The organism is Vibrio nigripulchritudo ATCC 27043, assembly GCF_000222685.1.
In the GTDB taxonomy this organism is placed as follows: Bacteria; Pseudomonadota; Gammaproteobacteria; order Enterobacterales; family Vibrionaceae; genus Vibrio; species Vibrio nigripulchritudo.
Genome location: NZ_AFWJ01000003.1, coordinates 1 through 19,034, shown reverse-complemented (window position 1 = coordinate 19,034; position 19,034 = coordinate 1). Strand labels below are relative to the sequence as shown.

At 46.6% G+C, this 19,034-nt stretch carries 13 protein-coding genes; 5 read left to right on the top strand and 8 right to left on the bottom strand.

Features of this window, described 5'->3' with window-relative positions; genetic code table 11:
• Window positions 1-89 precede the first annotated feature (89 nt).
• From RH89_RS01490 to RH89_RS01480, 3 genes are all read right to left on the bottom strand, one after another.
• Window positions 90-620, bottom strand: coding sequence for a hypothetical protein (locus RH89_RS01490; RefSeq protein WP_038144603.1), 531 nt, complete (start codon window positions 618-620; stop codon window positions 90-92).
• Window positions 621-671: 51 nt separating this feature from the next.
• A complete protein-coding gene (locus RH89_RS01485; protein ID WP_038144597.1) occupies window positions 672-4,502 on the bottom strand; it encodes a DUF6701 domain-containing protein in 3,831 nt (1,276 codons plus the stop codon).
• A gap of 188 nt (window positions 4,503-4,690) precedes the next feature.
• Window positions 4,691-5,017 (bottom strand): nuclear transport factor 2 family protein, encoded by a 327-nt coding sequence (locus tag RH89_RS01480; protein WP_004398161.1) that lies wholly within the window; start codon window positions 5,015-5,017, stop codon window positions 4,691-4,693.
• A 318-nt stretch (window positions 5,018-5,335) separates the two neighbouring features.
• Here RH89_RS01480 and RH89_RS01475 point away from each other — a divergent pair, with 318 nt between their 5' ends.
• Window positions 5,336-6,967 (top strand): ATP-binding cassette domain-containing protein, encoded by a 1,632-nt coding sequence (locus RH89_RS01475; RefSeq protein WP_004398160.1) that lies wholly within the window; start codon window positions 5,336-5,338, stop codon window positions 6,965-6,967.
• Window positions 6,968-7,154: 187 nt separating this feature from the next.
• Window positions 7,155-7,676: a hypothetical protein gene (locus RH89_RS01470; protein WP_004398158.1), complete on the top strand. Its 522-nt coding sequence runs from the start codon at window positions 7,155-7,157 to the stop codon at window positions 7,674-7,676.
• Here the strand turns inward: RH89_RS01470 and RH89_RS01465 are convergent.
• The 4 genes from RH89_RS01465 to RH89_RS01450 form a co-directional block, all read right to left on the bottom strand.
• Window positions 7,664-8,704 (bottom strand): GGDEF domain-containing protein, encoded by a 1,041-nt coding sequence (locus tag RH89_RS01465; RefSeq protein WP_004398156.1) that lies wholly within the window; start codon window positions 8,702-8,704, stop codon window positions 7,664-7,666. The genes RH89_RS01470 and RH89_RS01465 overlap by 13 nt on opposite strands.
• A 439-nt stretch (window positions 8,705-9,143) precedes the next feature.
• On the bottom strand, window positions 9,144-11,057 hold the full coding sequence (locus RH89_RS01460) for an ABC transporter substrate-binding protein (protein WP_004398154.1): 1,914 nt from the start codon (window positions 11,055-11,057) through the stop codon (window positions 9,144-9,146).
• 64 nt (window positions 11,058-11,121) lie between these two features.
• Window positions 11,122-12,864, bottom strand: coding sequence for a DUF2264 domain-containing protein (locus RH89_RS01455; protein WP_004398149.1), 1,743 nt, complete (start codon window positions 12,862-12,864; stop codon window positions 11,122-11,124).
• Between the two features lie 190 nt (window positions 12,865-13,054).
• The gene (locus RH89_RS01450) at window positions 13,055-14,266 is read right to left on the bottom strand and encodes an anaerobic sulfatase maturase (RefSeq protein ID WP_038144599.1); all 1,212 of its coding nucleotides are present in this window, start codon (window positions 14,264-14,266) and stop codon (window positions 13,055-13,057) included.
• Between the two features lie 183 nt (window positions 14,267-14,449).
• Here RH89_RS01450 and RH89_RS01445 point away from each other — a divergent pair, with 183 nt between their 5' ends.
• Window positions 14,450-15,928, top strand: a complete 1,479-nt coding sequence (locus RH89_RS01445; protein ID WP_004398146.1) for a sulfatase family protein — start codon at window positions 14,450-14,452, stop codon at window positions 15,926-15,928.
• Window positions 15,925-17,409, top strand: a complete 1,485-nt coding sequence (locus RH89_RS01440; RefSeq protein ID WP_004398145.1) for a sulfatase family protein — start codon at window positions 15,925-15,927, stop codon at window positions 17,407-17,409. Before RH89_RS01445 ends, RH89_RS01440 begins: the two co-directional genes overlap by 4 nt.
• Before the next feature lie 71 nt (window positions 17,410-17,480).
• Here RH89_RS01440 and RH89_RS01435 read toward each other — a convergent pair whose 3' ends face one another.
• On the bottom strand, window positions 17,481-17,798 hold the full coding sequence (locus tag RH89_RS01435) for a DOPA 4,5-dioxygenase family protein (RefSeq protein WP_004398143.1): 318 nt from the start codon (window positions 17,796-17,798) through the stop codon (window positions 17,481-17,483).
• 522 nt (window positions 17,799-18,320) lie between these two features.
• Here RH89_RS01435 and RH89_RS01430 point away from each other — a divergent pair.
• The coding region (locus tag RH89_RS01430; protein ID WP_004398142.1) for a dicarboxylate/amino acid:cation symporter at window positions 18,321-19,034 on the top strand (714 nt) is incomplete at its 3' end.

The window sequence follows — 19,034 nt, the reverse complement described above, 5'->3', positions numbered from 1 at the left end:
ATTCCCTTTTCGACAATTATGCAGTGTTTTCAAATGAAAAGAAGCCCAAAACGATTGTTGAGGGCTTCCATTTGCAAGAGTAGTCGAGTTTACGTCGGCTTTCTGGCGAGGTCTCTGGCTAAAATCAGTGCCAACCCGAAGATTTGGAGGAATAAGGCAAGGTTATTGTATTGGGCTGAATCTTTGTGGATTTGGGACATTTCATTGGTGAGTTCTAAGTTCTCAAGATACAAATCATCGATGCGATTACGCTGAGTTTGCTGCGCTGTTTCAATTAACTGGAATAGTTCTTTTAGAGAACCGATGGCGATGTTCGGGACGGGCTGCCCCACCCAGCTCTCAAGCTGCTCAGACATCTCCTGTTCAAGAATCAGCGCATCTTCACTGCTGAGCGTTGGCAAGGTGGTGACGAAGGTTAACAACGCTTCCCGCTTACGCTCCAGGTTTTCAATGCGACTCCATGCAAGTTGAATCTGGTGCTGATTCCCTTCTTTCTTCTCCTGATATCGCGCATTAAGCTGGCTGTAGTCTTCGAGCACTAAACTGGAGATCAACAGCGCCAGAATGTTCAGCATCAAGCCAACAAGCACCAGCAACCAAGCGGGTGGTCTTAAAATCATGTACATATAAAATCACCACCCTAGGCTTGAGCACTTTACAGGTTGTTGACCCTAATAAATACGAGGCTCTCCACGGAAGATAACCCGATCATTCCCTCGGTACACGCCGAACGTTACAATGGCTGACGGGTTATCGTCGCCTTCACCGAGCCAGTTGAAGTGCAGGAACTCAAGCTCTTGCGCGTTGTTACCTGCACAGGATAGCCCAGTTTCTCCCGCCGCTGGTACACCTATTCTGAGTTTAAGGCGAACCTGCTCACGCGTTCCTTCCACTGTCGCATTTTGCCTTGCGATTAAGTTGCTGCTTGTACCGTTGTCGATGTTGGTGTGTGACCCTGTCAAGTCAGCACTCGTTGACCCACCTGTTGGCCATACTAACTGGCGACAATAGTTAGCCCCGTCAAAATCCGTTTCGACATCATCGGTATTCGCGACGAATTTAGAACCATTCCAGTATTCCGCGCGCACTGGCACGGTAACGTTCTGTCCACTGTTGGTACCAACATCGTCCAACGCCAGCCGACCATAGCGCATGTCTAATGATGCGGTAAATTTACGACCGTTATAGATGGTACTGCCGTCATTTCGTATCTGCACGGCATCAACAAAGTTCGTACAACCCACGACTGAACAGTTCATGCTGTGCTCACTGGCTTCAAGCCCAAGGCGGACCTCATATGGTCCATCAGGCTGGGTAATTCTAGGAGTAACCTGAGACGTTAGACGAGCAAACTCAAACACCGTGGAAGGAATGGAGGCAGTCCCATCACTCCAGTCTTTAAACCAGTTAGCGTTCGCGATATTACCTGTAATGAGTCGGTTGGTCAGATCGTTATTCGCACTCGCCGGATCAATGGCGTTATTCAATGCCACCAGATTTAGCTGCATAGCCACAGACTCAGCAAATCCACCATAGTTGGTTGCGGTCGTAAAGGTATATTGTGCAGGGTCTGAATTCGGAACCAAGTTTCTGCCTTGAGCTGTAACCTCGAATTCTGATTTAAAGTTTTGCTCCATATACGTGAAGCCTGCTGTCTGATACGTGGGGTTTGGCGCCTGACCTTCTTGTGTGTAGTTTTGGGTTAACTCAAACTGATAGGGGTAGAAACGCCCGACCTGAATGGTATCGCTGTCTATCCCGCTGGTCTCACCATAGTCATAAGCCAAACTTGTTGCCGTTAGATTAATGCTGCCCACCTCATTCCAGTTCAGATTTGCCAGAATGCCGTCTCTTGCGTTGGCGCTGGTTTTAAACTCGTACACTGTACCGGTGATATCCGTATTTTCGTGGGTTAACGTTCCCGCATTACCACCAGACGGGCTGTGTAAGCTATACCCCAAATTCGCTTGTGCAAAGTGACCACTTTCAGTGTGGAAATTAGGTGTGGTTGCACGTGAGCAGTCGTTCGCCACAGTATTGTCGAAAATCACAGGTTTAATACGTACCGAGAAAGACTCCCCCGCCAGCGCAAAACCGGGACCTGAGGTTGCCGTACCATCATGGGATTTCGTCACGCCGCCCACCGCAACATCGCAGAGTGCCAACCTGTCTGGTCTTGCCTCGACGACCATTACCCCTTCGATATCATTAGCATCATCCCGAACTGTGACATTAATTTGCCCTGCATCGTTGTATCTGAGGGTCATTGTGCCAACACCATCAGTAAAGACGACATTGCTATTCACAAGCACAGCCTGCAAAGTACCTGAACTTGGCACTATGTGAGATGTAGTTGTGAACTGAAGGGTTTTGGTGCCGTCATAGTCGTCCATGGTTTCAGTACCACTACCCGAAGTTTCTCTTGTCGCTTTGATGGTCACATTGGTCTGCTGACCGGCAATGATCTTCAATGGAGAAGGCTCAAATATAAACCCTGTATTGTTGAAATTGTATGGTCCGGCTGACGCAGTAATGGATGGGAAGTTAACTACGGTTGCAGTGACCGTCGCCACTTCGACTACGATATCACTGTAGAGGTAGTAAGTCGCGGTCCCCCCCTGAATGGGCATGGTACTGGTGTCTGCAATACAAGCGGCAGACGCCTGATCGGTTGCTTTCCAGCAAGGTGGTGTACTGGTTTCAGGTGTAATGATAAGGTTGCCGTAAAAGTCGTTATCGACATTCCCTTCACTGTTGATCAGGTTAAAAGTAATAGGAATGGAATTACCCACCAGTTCCGTCGCAGACTGCGGAGTAATTTGCAGCTGGTAGACAGGTTGATTACAACTGGATATGTCACCGTTCAGCCTTGTGTTCCCTGACATACTGGCAGTTAGCGAGGCCATAGCACCGGTGAGCTTACTGCTTCCTTCAATGGATATATTATTCTCTGCAATGACAAAGGCTGTGACATCAACGTTGCCGTACATCCTGAACAGTGACGAATCACCATGGACTACAAAATAGATATCATTTGGGACGCCTGACAAGTTGACCCGACCGCTATTAGCTACAACAGTACCTTTACTGTGCAGATATACCTGTCCGCTCACCTTCACCTCGGCATTGCCAGTTATGTTGATTTCATTGGCAAAGTAGTCACCCGCGGTAAGGGTCACAACCGCACTGCCTGATATGTTAATTTCATCATACTGACCGGGGCTGACGCTGTGGGTACCGTTGTTTAGATTGATCGAGGTTGCCCCTGGCGTAAACGCCGCAAAATTGTAATTCGGAACCAGCAAGCTGTTGTTGGCGATACAATTACCCAACGTACAGCTATTGTTTGAGTGGGTGTTTACGTTGAAATAACCCAACTGATTCCCGTTAACGGCACCGGATATTTTAGAGCTGCCCACCATGGTGATCTGACCGGACGTATCCCAGGTCTGTGCAGGGCCCGTAAACTGGATACATTGCTCAACATCGAATGGCACTTCGAAAATGATGTATCCTAATCTTTCCGCGATGTGTTTACGTTCTGAATCCGCATCCTGATCTTCTTCTACCATGAAACTGGATTTACCCGTTTCAAGTCGACAACGCCTTAGCCAGCCACCGTTGTTACCGTATCGAGTATTTTTAGAAGCCACGATGATCGGCACTACATCATAGTTCTCATCATAATCTGCGTAGGTTTCACACCCTGTGGTCACCGGATCACCTGTGTCATAAGAGTTAATGGTGATCTGGTTTTTTACGGCGAATTTAATATCGTCTCGTTCACCGCTGCCATAAGCGGCAATAAATCCGATGCGTTCTGGCTGGGTTGGGTATAAGCGGGAATTTTTGCTTTTGTAGCCGTCGATTTCACTCCGCTCAAGAGCAATATCGAAGTAGTTACGATTTACCACTGGAACGGTAGAAGTAAGCCAGAAATCTTCACCGTTATTGATACTTTGTACCTGATGGATGATACCGGGCGTACCACTGAATGAATTAAAACCTTGGTTCGAGTAGTTGTTGAAATAAATTCGTTCTCTCTTGTTGCGGTTCACGTTCCCTGCACTATTGGTGCCCAATCGGTACATGTATTTCTGGGTAGAAATTTCATCCACGATCACTTTTACGCCATTGAAGTCGTGTATCCCTTTTTCCATGACGACGTAATCGATTACTTTCATGGGCACATCTTCATTACTGGAAGGGGCACGACGGTCTGGCGCTATTTTTTGTTTGAAGCGCACATAGGTGTTGGTTACTTCAAGGACTTTAATCGCAGACGGAGAATCCTGTTCATTCAGAAAAGAAATGGTGCTCATGAAAAACACCATCGGCACCGTGTTGTAGGTTTTCTCGAAATTCACCTGACATACGGTATTGATACAGTCGGGATGTGGGTAAGCGTTAACATTATAACGCCCATATTCAAGCTCAAGCGCGTTTGCACCGGCACCCATAAACAGCAACAACAGAGTTAGAGCAAATCTAAAAAGTTTCATTCTTGAGCCCACAGCAGGTTAAACAAAACACCTTCTCCGTTCAAAGCCTAGTACAGATTTTCGCTCCTATTTGCTTCATTTTTAATAATTTGGCTGATTTTCTAACGCAGCTGTGTATTTTCTGCTCAAGCTCACATTTTAGCTATATCTCTAAGTATCCAACTCGTTTCTGATACAAAGCTGTCTACCTAAGCTTTACTTTGAGCTATCAGGTAGGAAGTGATGGCGCTGATCTTGCCATCTTCGATTTGGAATATGTCACAGAAAAAGAAAGGCTGCTCTGCTTCCCCATGCCCCTGAACGACGAGATGTTCAGAAGCTTCAAGCTGCTTAGAGACTTTCAGGCTAACGTCTTCCTGCTCCATTTGATAGCAGATAGAACGAATATTATCTGTTCCGACAATGACATCCTTACCAACGTTTTGCCATTCGGTTTTGTCTGTCAGAAAAGGGATGAGCTCATCCACATCTCCACATGAAAAGGCAATGCACGCATTTTTGATGCTTTCGTCCATGTTCTCACCTGTTTAATTTTCAACCAGTTATTTTAACTATACCCATAAAACACACTCTTTATGACGACTAATAGAGCAAATTTGTGAGCTGACTCGGTTGTCTCATGTCGTTCATATCGCATACACTTAGCCCACTATTTCTGTAGGAGCACATGCCTAATGAACAACTAACCCCCTAAAACCAAATGAATTTTATTTTTGGATTACAGGGTTAGTGGGCGTGTCTTCGTCAAATTTCTGCTTTTCTTTCAGCCATTCAGCTGTTCTGTTTTGATTCGATCGCGTCTCAGACCCTGACTATGAAATGTCGGAGTCTTTATGATCACACAAAAAAATATCGGCATACGTGCCAGCAACCTCTCCTATCAGCACCCAGACGGAGAGTGGCAATTTCAAAACCTTAACTTAATCGCGCATCAGGGGTTTTATGGTCTGGTGGGTAACAATGGCTGCGGTAAAAGCCTGCTTTGCGATTTACTGATGTCCATCCGACAACCTACGTCGGGTCAGATTGAATTATCGGGAGAAGTTGCCCATCTGGTTCAGTTACATGAGGAATATCAGCCCAGTGAGGCCGCTTCTGACAACTTATCTATTTCAGACTGCCAATCTATTTCGGACTTCTTATCTATTTCGGACTTTTTAGGCATAACGCCTGTTCTTGAGGCAATCACACGAATTGAACAAGGCAGCATTGATGCTAACGATTTTGAAACCGTAGGAGATAGCTGGGATATAAGAGAGCGTGTTGAAGCCGAATTAGAAGCGATGGGCGTGTGTTGTCACTTAGCTCAAAAGATAACGTCGCTTAGCGGTGGCGAGCTGACCCGCCTTAAGCTTTGGCAACTATTTGAGTCCAATCACGATGTCCTTATTCTGGACGAACCGAGCAATCACCTCGATCAAAAAGGGAAACAGTGGCTCATTGATCGGTTGCGCCAGTTTTCAGGCTGTGTACTGGTTGTCAGCCACGACAGACAACTGCTCAGTTGCGCTGATGGCATTTTTGAGCTTTCGCACCTTGGGCTAAACCACTACTCAGGAAACTATGACGCTTACCATCAAACCAAAACCGTCGAACAAGCGGCAATTACTCGCAAACTGGAGCACATTGAAAAACAACAGAAGCAGGTCGCTCGAAAAGCTCAGGAGGATCATGAAAAAGCGCAGAAGCGAGCCGCTCAGGGAAACAGGCTGCGAAAATCTGGCAGCCAAAGTAAGTTGATTCTGGATGGCGCAAAGCAAAGTGCGGAGAAATCGGCATCTGCCAAACAGAATATGCATGAAAGACGCAAGCAAACGCTTACCGATATCTATCAATCTCTGAGCCAGTTAAAGGCGCAGCAACACTCTATGTCTTTGAGTTTTGAAAATCACTCACAAAAGCAGAGACAGTTGGTGTTTCTGGAAAACTGTATTCTGCCATTTGGTTCTGATGCCCCGATCACTTGGTCCGTACACAGTGGGGATAAGTGGCACATATCAGGTGAGAATGGCAAAGGGAAATCGACGCTGCTTAAGTGTTTGTCCGGTGAGCTGTCGTTTTCCTTGGGTTCAAGTAGCCTAAAAGAATGCTTATATATCGATCAGCACTTTTCACTTCTCGGAAACGAGTTACCCATGATTGATGTGGTAAAAGCGCATTTGGAACATCTTAACGACAGTGAAATTCGCAACCTGCTGGCAGCCATTGGGTTTCGGCGAGACTCTGTATTCCGGAGCTGCCAGCAATTGAGCGGTGGTGAAAAAATGAAGCTGTCTGTTTTGATCGCCAGCCATCAGGCGCAACCTTGCTTGTTGTTGTTAGATGAACCAGACAACCATCTTGATATTGCCAGTAAACAGCTACTCTCGAATATGCTTGCAGGCTATCAGTCGGGATTTGTTCTTGTAAGCCATGACCCTGTTTTTGTTGAAGAATCTGGAGTTCAATACACTTTTCAGATCTAATCAATCGCTCTAGAAACCACTTGGGCATCATTTCGGTGCTGTCTCATAAATTCTTGTGCTTCATCAGCGAGCAACATGAGCTTCAAACAAAATGGCTGATTTCGTTAAATCTTGATCATTTTGAATGGAAAACTTGGGTGTATGGCTTATGCTCAATTTAGTAAATACTGAATCTAGGAACATCAAAGTGGAATTGAAGACCGAGCTAGAGCAATGGGATGGAAAGAACACCGATGCCATCACACTGATTTATCAGGAACATCATTTTGAACCCTACTTCATTGCTCAGATTATTGAGCTAAGTGAGGAAGAATCCTATTGTTCCGGCGCTACCTGGCTGCTCAAACATCACTTTGAAGCTGAGGAGCAGTTAACAGACTCTGAAATTGATGCGGTTTACGGCAAGCTAAACGGCATTGAGAACTGGGAGGCTAAACTGCACTTGCTTCAAGCCATCCCTTATATGCCGATATCTGAAAACAACAAACCGCTGGCGGAAACCTTTGTTCGCGCCTGTCTGGGCGACAGAAACAAGTTTCTTCGTGCTTGGGCATACAATGCACTGTTTGTGCTAAGTCAGCAGTATCCGGAATACCTGGGAGATGTGAAGCGTCTGTTCAAAATCGCTCTGCGCAAAGAAGCGCCTTCAATCAAAGCCCGGATTAAGAACATTCTGGTTCAGAATAAACTGGAGAATCAGACTCCGTAAACCACCTGATTTCGCCCTGCCCCTTTTGCGTGGTAGAGGTAATCGTCGGCAACTTTAAACATGTCTTCTAACTGAGCACCGTCTTCTCCATACACGGAAACCCCGATACTGGCGGAGACGTTCACTCGGTTTTCAGCCACTCTGAACGTGTTGCGACACAGAACTTTTCGGATGTGTTCCGCGACAGCACAAGCGACCTTCCTTTCGGTGTAAGGCAGCAACACGCAAAACTCTTCTCCACCCACTCGATAAACGGAATCTGAACGGCGCACTGAATCTTTAAGTAGCTTAGCCACCTGCCTGAGAACTTCATCGCCTACGTCATGCCCGTACTTGTCATTGATCGATTTGAAGAAGTCTAGGTCAACCACCAGCATGCTGAACACATCGGTTTTCCTTCGGTGCATGGTCACCATCTGTTCGAAACTGAATGCGAGGCTTAAGCGGTTATCAATTCTGGTGAGTGGGTCAAGCAGAGCAAGGGAGGTTAACTGTTCTTCGGTCTGCTCTCGATTGTGTTCGTACACATGGGCGATTGCCCATATCGCCATTAAACACGCCAGAACATTAATAGAAGAGTGCAGCGCAAGCCCGGATTCTGGCTGTGTCGATTTCCAATAAAAAAATGCCGCGCCTATCGGCACCATTAAGGCATTAATCTTCAGACCGGTACTTTTGCCAAGTAAAAGGTATCCGACTACAGGGCATAAAAACAGCCAGACAAACAGAGTGTTTTGTGTGTCGGTGACATAAATTCCAAGGTAAACCAGAGTAAACAGAAAAATCACATAGGCGGCAGAGTGCAACTTTCTGTTATTGAGAGAGCTGGAGTAGCAGAAGAGGTAAGCTGAGTAGATAGAAAAGAAGAGTTCGGTAATACCAAGGATTTTCTGTTCGAGTGCAAACAAATTGAGAAAACCGTACACAAGACCAGCAACCAGTGTAATAAAAGATACACCTTTTAACATGTTGCTCCGAAAGGACTGAGATCGATTCAGCCACTCGATGCCCGCATCCATATGTACCATTGTCTTTCCTAGTCACTTGTGCACCCAGTCGCATTTTGGGGCATTAATAATTCTCACTCAACGATAAAATCCAATCAGAACTCAATTAATTGATCCAGGTTTGATAATGACATTCCTCGGACATAAAAATGAGCCAAAAAGAAAACAAAGAGAGCTGATACAAAACACAGTAAAAATACAAGATACTCACCAAATCTATATTTTGAGACACTATATATTGGGATTTCTGCAAATAGGGCTAATTTTTAATAATCATTGAAATGCATATAAAATGAGTAAATTTTAATCTCAGCCAGTAAATTTATACTCCCCAAAACATTGGAATGAACATCACCAAAAAATGCAACTTTTATTGACCATCAATTCAATAATTTTGAGCTCTGAAGAACAAAAAAAGCAGAGCCAATTGGCTCTGCTTATCTGATGCTTTTTTAATCGCTTACTGCTGCTTCCACAACTGACTCATACGCATTGGTCCAGGTGTTGGGAATGTCCAGGATTGTGGCATGTTTTCAGGCACGTTTCGTAGTTTGTTGTTCACCACGACACCAACAGGCAGTGACTCAACAGTACCAATCACGTAGAAGTGCTCTTTCGCTATCTCCATGATTTGACCCATCAGTGCCATCTGTTCTTCCTGAGAAGACGTCTTCTCTAGCTTGTTCCAAAGCTCAATCTGCTTTTTCACGTGTGCTGGTGGCTCAACCGCATTGTCACGACCTTTCGCCCAGTTGTAGTAACCAAGACCCCAGGTAGATTCAGGGCTGAATGGAAGGTAGTGACGTGCATCGTCCAGTACCCCTGCTCCACCATCACCAAAGATTGGAATCATGTCGTAATCGTTCGTCAGACGAAGGTTGGTTACGTGGTTGATTTCCATGATGCGGATATCCAGGAACACGCCGACGTCTTTCCACTGGTTCTTCACCAGTTCAAGTGAATCGGCAAGCACACCTTTGTCGTTGACCTTAGAAATTGCCTCAATGCGCAGACGCTGTCCATTCTTCATCAGACGGAAGCCTTCTTTGTCACGATTCGTCAGACCAAGAGCGTCCAGCATCTTGTTGGCTTTCTTAGGATCGAAATCCGTGTACTGGTATGCCATTTCTTCATCGTAATATGGCGAAATTTCAAGTGGAGCCGCCTGATAAGGACCAACCGCACCAGAGAATACCGTTTCGCTGATTTCATCACGGTCAATCGCGTGAGAAAGCGCAACACGGAAATCTTTATTGGCGAACAGTTCACGCTTCACCGGATCGTTCACTGTCTGGTTAAGCGCAATCACCAACTCAGAGCTTACCGTACTTGGGCGGAACTTGTAGGTGTAGCCGCTTTTCTTCTCGTTATCGATAAGCAGCGGGCGGTGTGTTGGTTTACCAATGTGGCGGTGCTGGTAATCGGTTTCACCATTCGCCGCTCTTAGCACCATTTCTTCCAAGTCTTCGCTGTAACGCCAGCGCACGCTGTCCAGATAAGGCAATTGGTTACCTTCCGTATCCACTTGCCAGTAATAAGGGTTACGAACGTACTCGGCAAAACTTGCGTTTGGCCCCGGCGCAGATTTCACCATCCAAGCAGTCAGTACCGGGCGATCTACGTTGTTGTAGTGCTCGATGAAGTAATGAGCGTTACATTTGGTTCCTGCGTACTGACGCCATGAATCAAATCCAGCTGTTTTGGCATTCGCTTCTGCTTTGTCGTTAAACGATGGCATAAACTCTGAACAGTAGTGTTTTGGATACGCCGTAAAGCTTTCACTGTCTACCGTTGCCAGATGGCGAATGAACATGCCATTCGCTTTCTTAAGAACGATTTTGACCGTGTGAGGGTTCAGAACTTCCGCTTTCGCAGAATCAAACGTTGGGAAAATCAGAGGTCGGTTGCCCGCGTGTTTCTCGTCACCCAATACATCGTTGATGTAAAACGCAACGTCTTCCGCAGTGAAAGGATGACCGTCTGACCATTTCACGCCCTTACGCAGGGTAATTGTGTATTCGGTGTTTGCGTCGTTTGATGTAAAGCCCGTTGCCAGGTTCGGCACAACTTTAGAGTAGGTCTCATCAAAGTTGAACAGGTTATCGTAAGCGATCGTTCGGATACGGTGACCATTATCTACAACCTTACCGACCAGATTCAGAGTGCCGCCGTACTGACCCACTTTTTCATATGGGGTTACGACCAAAGGCTCTGAAGGCAGACGCTCTTCCACCACAGGAAGTTTGCCTTGCTTCACTAACTCAGCCAGTTGCGGCGCTTCATTGAACGTCTGCGCGTAGGCTGACATCGATACTGCTGCAGTTACTGCAACGGCTACTTTGCCAAACAGAGGTAAATTTAAATTATGTTTCATCAGTCACTCCCTGATGTTTCTATTTATAAAAATGGTCGCCTTTTCCCGAAGACGATTTTCCTGATCAACCCGACTCAGGAACGAAAGCTGTACGCCCAGCCAAGACAAGTGCTTTGAGGGTGGAGCTGCCTTTATTTACTTTCCCGGATACAGCGGGAACGCTGGCATGGGCGTACAACAAATTGGTGTTTGGAGCACAAGGGTAAACGGCGCTCTTGCCTTCCCCCTGTACCAATTGAATTTCACTGTAAAGCTTCGATGACTCTACTCTGGAGTAGGTTTCATCGGTGTGGCTGAACCACGGTTTCCACTGGTCAACCGCATGACCCGTCATCAGATAACTCAGTTCTATGTCGCTCTTGATAACGTGCTTTCTGTGTTCGACTCGCTCTTCATCCAGATACTGCTCTGTGGTTACGGTGCAGCCCTCAAAAGGCCGCCAGACAGACATCAGTGCATCCCCTTCTCGCCAGCTCTCGATATTGCGAGTTCTGGTGTGCCAGGTATTGGTAAAGGGGTGAAGAAACGCCAGTATGTTGTCGCCTGCAAACCCTTGGTCAATCCACTTTTCGCTTTCAACACACAGCCCGTGGTCACTGCTGTAGGCAAACTTGCTGTATTTGTCGTTGCAGTGTCTTAATTCACCACTTGCAGGCGCATTACTGATGAGGTAACAACCCTCTTCCCGCCATAACAGGTGTTGGTCACAGACAAACTTCGGAGCTAAAGACGAATCAATCGGCTCAAGGTTTGCCTGCCAAAAAGGGTGGCTCGCGTCCAATCTCAGGCAATTGAACGCTTTGAGAGCCAGAAAAGGAGATACCGGGCTCGTATAAAACTCGCTCGCCAGTAAATTAGGGTAAGCAAAGCCCGGCAATAAATGTCCGTCATGCGCCCAGATGGGTTGTTCACTCCACCAGCGCATTGAATTTGTCCACATAGATTTGAGCAAGGACATATCAATGCCAGCAGGCTCAAAGCTTGCCAGTTCTGACCAGAAAGCAGCACCAGCGAATCGATAATTTAGCGACCGACCATAGCAAAGCTGGGCACCATCTGTGGCGTACCAGTATTGATAAGTTTCTGCGAATTCGACCGCTCGCTTTACGTATTTCTGGCTTGCTTGTGGGTCAGAATCCTGAACCCAGCGAGCATAAATCAGCCCGTAAAAGTGAAACGCGAAAGGGTTGTAGTAATCCAGCACGGGCTCAGCGCCATCCTGATACCAGCCCTGACCTAGGTAATGCTCGTCAATAAATTCAAGATCGTCATTGAGTTTGCTCTGGTCGATGTCGAAACCCAGTTTTTGCAATGCCGTCACTATCAATACACGAAACCAGCGCCAGTTGTTTGGTGGAATCTCCAGTTCTTGAACTGGCTTCATCCAGTCTGCAAAATTTTGTTTTTCTTTATCAGTTAGCGGTTCCCAGTAAATTTCACTGGCATCAACCATCGCTACGGCAAAAGCGCTCATTTCAACGATCATCTGGTCGTAGTTTTTCGGCTGTTTCCATGGCGATCCGCTAGTACCGTTTACGCCTTGTTTTAGCCACTCTGCCAGCTTGTAGTTCTCGTTTTTTAACTGCTGATGAGCAGGCACCGCACCCCACATAAGCCTCGCAACAAATTCGATTTGTGTCGCTTCTGAATCATAATGGGCCACACAATATGACAAGGGATCCGATACGCTTGGCTGCGTTTTAGCAAACGGCTGTTTTTCAAGCAGGAAACGTAACACATTCAGTGTGTTATCCTTGCTATCAAAGCTTGTTTTGTTAGGTAGCCATTGCGCTAATCGAATGCTCATCAGCTCTCCTGTCTTGAGCGTGGTTTATGACGATGTCTCATCTTTAATCCAGATTAAAACTCATCAAAATTATTTTTTAAAACGCTTTTTCAAAATTGTGTTATTCAGATCAAAACTACGTTTCATTTTTATTAGTTATCGTTGGATGAGGTCACATTTTTCTGATGAAGAACTCAATACGTAGCGTCGCCTACTTTCTCTGCAAAGGCAGGAAGTGTTTGTAATTTTGAGGATTCCAACCGCGTTTTAAGCACGCCCCCATGGCGGATAAATAAGGTCGGATATGGGAAAAGAACGCATAGTAACCTTCACAGAGCCTGTGTTTAGCGTCTATTGCTAACTCACCCTGATCATTGATTCTCTGTGCAGGACAAGCACCGTGGCATAAGTCTCGTTGATTACAACTGGAACAATGTAAAGCAGACCCGACGGGCTTCCGCTGGGAAAATGACTGCTGAACTGGTGTTTCAATCAGGTTGGGGTAATCATTGCGTCGCACGTTTCCCAGCTTGAATTCGGGATAGACAAAGTGATCGCAGCTGTATACGTCGCCGTTGTGTTCAACCACAAGGTTTTCACCGCACTGAGGTGAATGGACGCAGTTTGTTGAAGGCATCCCTAGCGACATGCCCAACGCATTATCAAAGTGCGAGACAAACACTCTGCCAATGTCTTTCTCTCTCCAGCGGTCAAACACACCAATCATAAAGCGACCAAACTGCTCGGCGCTGACACTACGGTGTGAAACCCCTTTGCCCTTCTCTGCTTCGACAACAGGAATAAACTGAATGAACTGCGCCCCTAAGCTGGTGATGTGGTCGTAAACCCGCTTGGGATGATGCCCATTGTGGCTTTGTACCACCGTTAGAACATTGGTCTCGACACCATGTGACAGCAAAGTCCGTAGCCCTCGAACGACCTGTTGATATGACCCTTTACCACTGCGGGTTTTACGAAAGTGATCGTGAAGTTCTTCGTCGCCATCTATGCTGATACCCACCAAAAACTGGTGCTTCTTCAGAAAAACGGCCCACTGGTCGTCAATGAGCACACCATTAGTCTGAATTGTGTTGCTGATTTGCATACCCTGTCGGGCGTGTTTTCTTTGGAACATCACGGCTTTTTCAAAAAAGGAGATTCCGCGCATAGTGGGCTCACCGCCCTGCCAGCCAAACACCACTTCCCGACAGCCATTAGGCTGGCTTTCAATGTAGCTTTTTATATGCGCTTCCAATGCCTCGTCTGACATGTCGAAGCGATTTTGTCCTGGGTAGTACTCGGTTTTATCCAGGTAGAAGCAATACTCACAATCCAGATTGCACAACGGACCAATAGGTTTGCTGAGTACGTGGAATGGTCGTGCTGCTTTTGGGGAACAGGTAGGAATCCTCATTTCCCGGATAGCATCGAGGGCTGGGCTTATCGCATTCATAAGTATGTTTCTAATGGCAATTCAACATAAGAAACAATACAACAATATTTTTAAAACACCTTTCCAAATTATCAATAAATGTGATCGCGTTTAATTTTTTGAAATGGCATTTCAAATTATTATATTGCCATTCATTTCAGATTCGAGGTAGATGTGCAGCGCCCAAACCTTCTTTACGTTTTTCCTGATCAGTTTCGTCAAATGGCGATGGGGTTCTGGAATCACCCAGACTTTCGAGATTGTTTGCCCGGTGAACCGGATCCGGTTCATACCCCGAATCTGGACAAGTTCTCCAAAGAGGCATTGGTTTTGACCAATGCTGTCAGCAATTGCCCTTTGTGCAGCCCGCATCGCGGAAGCTTGTTTACCGGGATGTACCCAAACAGAAGTGGCGTTCCACTGAACTGTAATTCTGATCGCCTGAACTCCGATCTCCCTAAAAGCGCCACCTGCCTGACGGATGTGCTTGCTCAGTCGGGTTACAGCGTCGGCTATATTGGCAAGTGGCATCTGGATTTTCCTACCGATAATGATCCTGAAAATCCGGGAGGTTTTGTCGACCCCAACACGCCTGCATGGGATTCTTACACCGAGCCTACTCGCCGGCACGGCATTGATTACTGGTACGGCTACGGCACGTTCGACCAGCATAAAAACCCCCATTACTACGACAACGATGGAAAGCGTACTGAGCCAAAAGAGTGGTCAGCCAAGCACGAAGCCGATAAAGCCATTGCTTACCTGAATAATTCAGATAACCAACGCGATCCCAACCAGCCATTTGCGCTTTTTGTTTCCATGAATCCACCGCACAGCCCATATCAGTCTTTGGATGATTGCATGGAGGACGACCTGGCTTTGTATCAGGACAAACCTCTCGAACAGTTGCTGGTGCGTGAAAACGCAGACCTAAATTGCACCAAAGCAGCTTCAGCGCCTTATTACTTTGCCAACGTGACAGGCGTCGACAGAGAGTTTGGTCGAATACTGAAAGCGTTAAAAGAGACGGGAGAATGGGAAAATACTCTGGTGGTGTTTACCTCAGACCATGGTGAAACCCTTTGTGCTCACGGGTTGGACGATGCGAAAAACGCCATTTATAACGAAGCGTTCAACGTCCCGTTTCTGATGAAACTGCCTTTTCAGATTCGCCCAGCGCTCTCCCATCGATTTATGAGTAGCCCCGATATCATGCCGACAGTTCTGGGCTTGTTGGGGTTGTCAGAAAATACGCCTCAACACATTCAAGGCAATAATCTTGCCCCTGAAATCATCGCGAACAAAGACGATTCTGGCTGTGTTTTGTACATCAAAAACCTCGATGGGGAACGTGATGATCAGGGAAAAATCGTCAGCTATTTTCCGGTAAGTCGAGGAGTCAAAACCGAACGCTACAGTCTGGTGATCACCATAAATCGTCAGCGTGAACTGGATTCTGTGCTGCTGTTTGATAACCAGACCGATCCTTACCAACTTCAAAGCCTTGACTTCAACCCCATCAACTCTGTTGAACAGGCGCTGCTCCTTCAACTTGCCAGCGAACTAAACCGTATCTCTGATCCGTGGGCAGAGCAGCAGATTCTGGCAGACCTTATTCCTTACGACACCGAATGCAAACAGGAAAAACAATGACCGAAGAAAACCAAAAGAAAAAGCAAAGCCACCCTAATGTCATCATCATGTACGCTGATGATCTGGGTTTTGGTGATGTAGGCTGTTACGGTGCCAATGAAATTCCAACACCGAACTTAGATAAGCTCGCCGAAGACGGACTCAAGTTTCATCAGGGCTACGCAACCGCTGCAACCTGTACACCTTCAAGATACAGCCTGCTGACTGGCTCGTACCCTTGGCGAAACCCAGATGCGGCCGTATTGCCGGGCGATGCTCCTCAGATCATCGGTAAGCTGGACGACACCATGCCACGCATGTTTCAGAAAGCGGGTTACCAGACCGGTATCGTGGGTAAATGGCATCTAGGTTTGGGCAATGGCGACCTTAATTTCAATGACACCATTGACGGAACACCAAACGATGTCGGGTTCGATGAGTCCTACATCATGGCAGCGACCAACGACCGGGTGCCCTGCGTGTACATCGACAACCGAGAGGTGGAAAATCTGGATCCAAGCGACCCGATTGAAGTGACGTATGAATGGGATCAGGCTTTTGATGACGTACCTACTGGTCGTCATAACCCTGAACTGTTAGATGTGATGTACGACCATGGTCACGACGGCACCATTATTAATGGCGTCAGCCGTATCGGGCACATGCGTGGTGGCGCATCTGCCGTCTGGAATGATGAAACTATGGGGGAGGTGTTTGCCAACAGAGCCATCGACTTCATTGAGAAAAACCAGAACGAACCTTTCTTCCTATTCTATGCATTGCACCAACCTCATGTACCCAGAATCCCGAATCCCAAATTCAGAGGCTCGACGCCGCACGGTGTCAGGGGGGATGTCATTGTCGAGATGGACTGGTGCATAGGGCAGGTTCTGGACAAGCTTGACGCACTGAATCTGCAGGATGACACCATTGTTATCTTCTCTAGTGACAACGGTCCCGTACTTAACGATGGCTACAAAGACGAAGCGGTTGATCTCAATGGCGACCACAAAATGGCAGGACCATTGCGTGGAGGGAAATACAGCCTGTTTGAAGGCGGGACACGGGTTCCGTTTATTGTCCGTTGGCCAGAAGGGATAGAGCGTGGCGATTCTAATGCACTCATCAATCAGGTGGATCTCTACGCGACTTTCGCCGCCATGACAGGGCAACCACTGAAAGAACAGGAAGCTCCAGACAGCCAGAACCTGTTTGAAGCTCTCACGGGTCAGGATCCAGTTGGGCGCGATGATATGGTGCTGGAAGGCATGCAGTACAAAAAGGTCTATCGAGACCAGCAGTATGCCTACATTCCTCCTCACGACGACGACTTTATCTGTCAGTACACAGGTAATGAAAAAGGCAACACACCAGAGCCGCAGCTTTTTGACTTGCATGACGACGTAGGTCAGGTGAAAAACCTTGCCACTGAAATGCCTGAAAAAGTTGACGAACTGGCAGCCAAGCTAGAAAGCATTGTCAGTAAGAAGAAATCTCGCTAAATGAAGCACTGACTTCATTGAAATGACAAAGCCCGTCGAAACGGGCTTTGGATATCAAATCGGTGATAGAGCTAACTTAGAGTTTCTTCGAAGATCCCCAGTTCTTGCCCAAGCCAGATGGCTCTTTCGGTGTGGTCGAGTAAATGTTCATGGCTTACAGGGTGAATCAAAACGGGCATCTTTCCTCTGTTTTCATCCAGCCACTCTATGATGCCCTTGCTGTTATCTTCAAAATGCAGTTCGAACATCGGCATTTTGTGGGGTCCTACCAAGCGCTCTACCAACGGGAAAATCGCGGTCACATCGCTGCGTTCGCGTCGAATCTGAGCGTGGAAGTCTTTCGCACCCTGAACATTGTTGAGCGCGAAATAAACGTGCGCATGAAACATAGTTGACTCCTTTGTTTTTCTTAATATTAAGTCACTGAGTATTTAAGGGAAGTATTTATTCCTGATTAATACGTTCAAAAATTTCAAACGATATCCATGTTTTTCCAAGGGTTGTGGTCACATTCAGACCGATTGATGAGATCTGCGTTGAAATTTACTAAACACTAATGTAGCGGGCGATGATGAATAATTAGATTCAAAGCATATTTCGCCCAAAATTATTATTACGTAAATTATAAATTATGGTACAGATATCACTGCATTTTATAACTATGTTACTTGATTAATCTGTAATCAGGTGCTGTTCATAGATTTGCGAACTTCCCCTGTAGTCGAACTAGGTTCGGTATAGAGATTCATTATTGATTCTGCTAACCACACGATCAGGCAGAATCAAAAATGAACGTATGATACCTGGTTGGTGGGCAAGGCTCGATGACGTATCGGGCAGTTCGCTGAGTAATGGGGATGACTCAGCGAAACACATAAAAATTAAAGAACAATTTAGGACAAGGATAAAAAATGTCTAACAATATTACGGCGAAGCCTGATGCGAAAACAGCAGGCATGAGCCTTTGGAAACAGATCGTTATTGGTATGGTGGCTGGGGTAGCAGTAGGTGCCATTTTCGGACCTAGTGCTGAAGTACTGAAACCCATAGGTACGCTGTTTATTAACCTGATCAAAATGTTGATCGTACCATTGGTATTCTGCTCCCTGATTGTGGGTATCACTTCAATGAAAGATACACGCAAAATGGGCAGAATCGGCGGCAAAGCTGTCATTCTCTATCTTTCTACGACTGCTATCGCAATCTCGATCGGTTTAGCGCTGGCAACCCTTCTTACTCCCGGTGCTGGCATCAACATCGCAACGGCAGAAGCCGCAACCGCCGCCAAAGAGTCGCCTTCTCTGGTGACTACACTGTTGAACATCATTCCTAAGAACCCTGTTGATGCCCTTGCCTCAGGCAACATTCTTCAGATCATTGCTTTTGCAATTGGTTTGGGTGTGTCACTTTCTCTGATCGGAGAAAAAGGCGAGCCTGCTATCAAGGTATTCGAAAGCCTGGCAGAAGGCATGTACAAACTGACTTCACTGGTGATGAAACTGGCTCCTTACGGTATCTTCGGTTTGATGGCGTGGGTAGCGGGTAAATACGGTTTGGAAGTACTTCTGCCTTTAGGCAAAGTGATTCTGGCGGTTTATATCGGCTGTGTGATTCACGTTCTTGTT

Excerpts from the sequence above, each read along its gene's own strand:
- RH89_RS01455 (WP_004398149.1), bottom strand. The coding sequence starts at position 12,864 with ATGAGCATTCGATTAGCGCAATGGCTACCTAACAAAACAAGCTTTGAT.
- RH89_RS01480 (WP_004398161.1), bottom strand. The coding sequence starts at position 5,017 with ATGGACGAAAGCATCAAAAATGCGTGCATTGCCTTTTCATGTGGAGAT.
- RH89_RS01435 (WP_004398143.1), bottom strand. The coding sequence starts at position 17,798 with ATGTTTCATGCGCACGTTTATTTCGCGCTCAACAATGTTCAGGGTGCG.
- RH89_RS01475 (WP_004398160.1), top strand. The coding sequence starts at position 5,336 with ATGATCACACAAAAAAATATCGGCATACGTGCCAGCAACCTCTCCTAT.
- RH89_RS01465 (WP_004398156.1), bottom strand. The coding sequence starts at position 8,704 with ATGGTACATATGGATGCGGGCATCGAGTGGCTGAATCGATCTCAGTCC.
- RH89_RS01490 (WP_038144603.1), bottom strand. The coding sequence starts at position 620 with ATGATTTTAAGACCACCCGCTTGGTTGCTGGTGCTTGTTGGCTTGATG.
- RH89_RS01440 (WP_004398145.1), top strand. The coding sequence starts at position 15,925 with ATGACCGAAGAAAACCAAAAGAAAAAGCAAAGCCACCCTAATGTCATC.
- RH89_RS01460 (WP_004398154.1), bottom strand. The coding sequence starts at position 11,057 with ATGAAACATAATTTAAATTTACCTCTGTTTGGCAAAGTAGCCGTTGCA.
- RH89_RS01485 (WP_038144597.1), bottom strand. The coding sequence starts at position 4,502 with ATGAAACTTTTTAGATTTGCTCTAACTCTGTTGTTGCTGTTTATGGGT.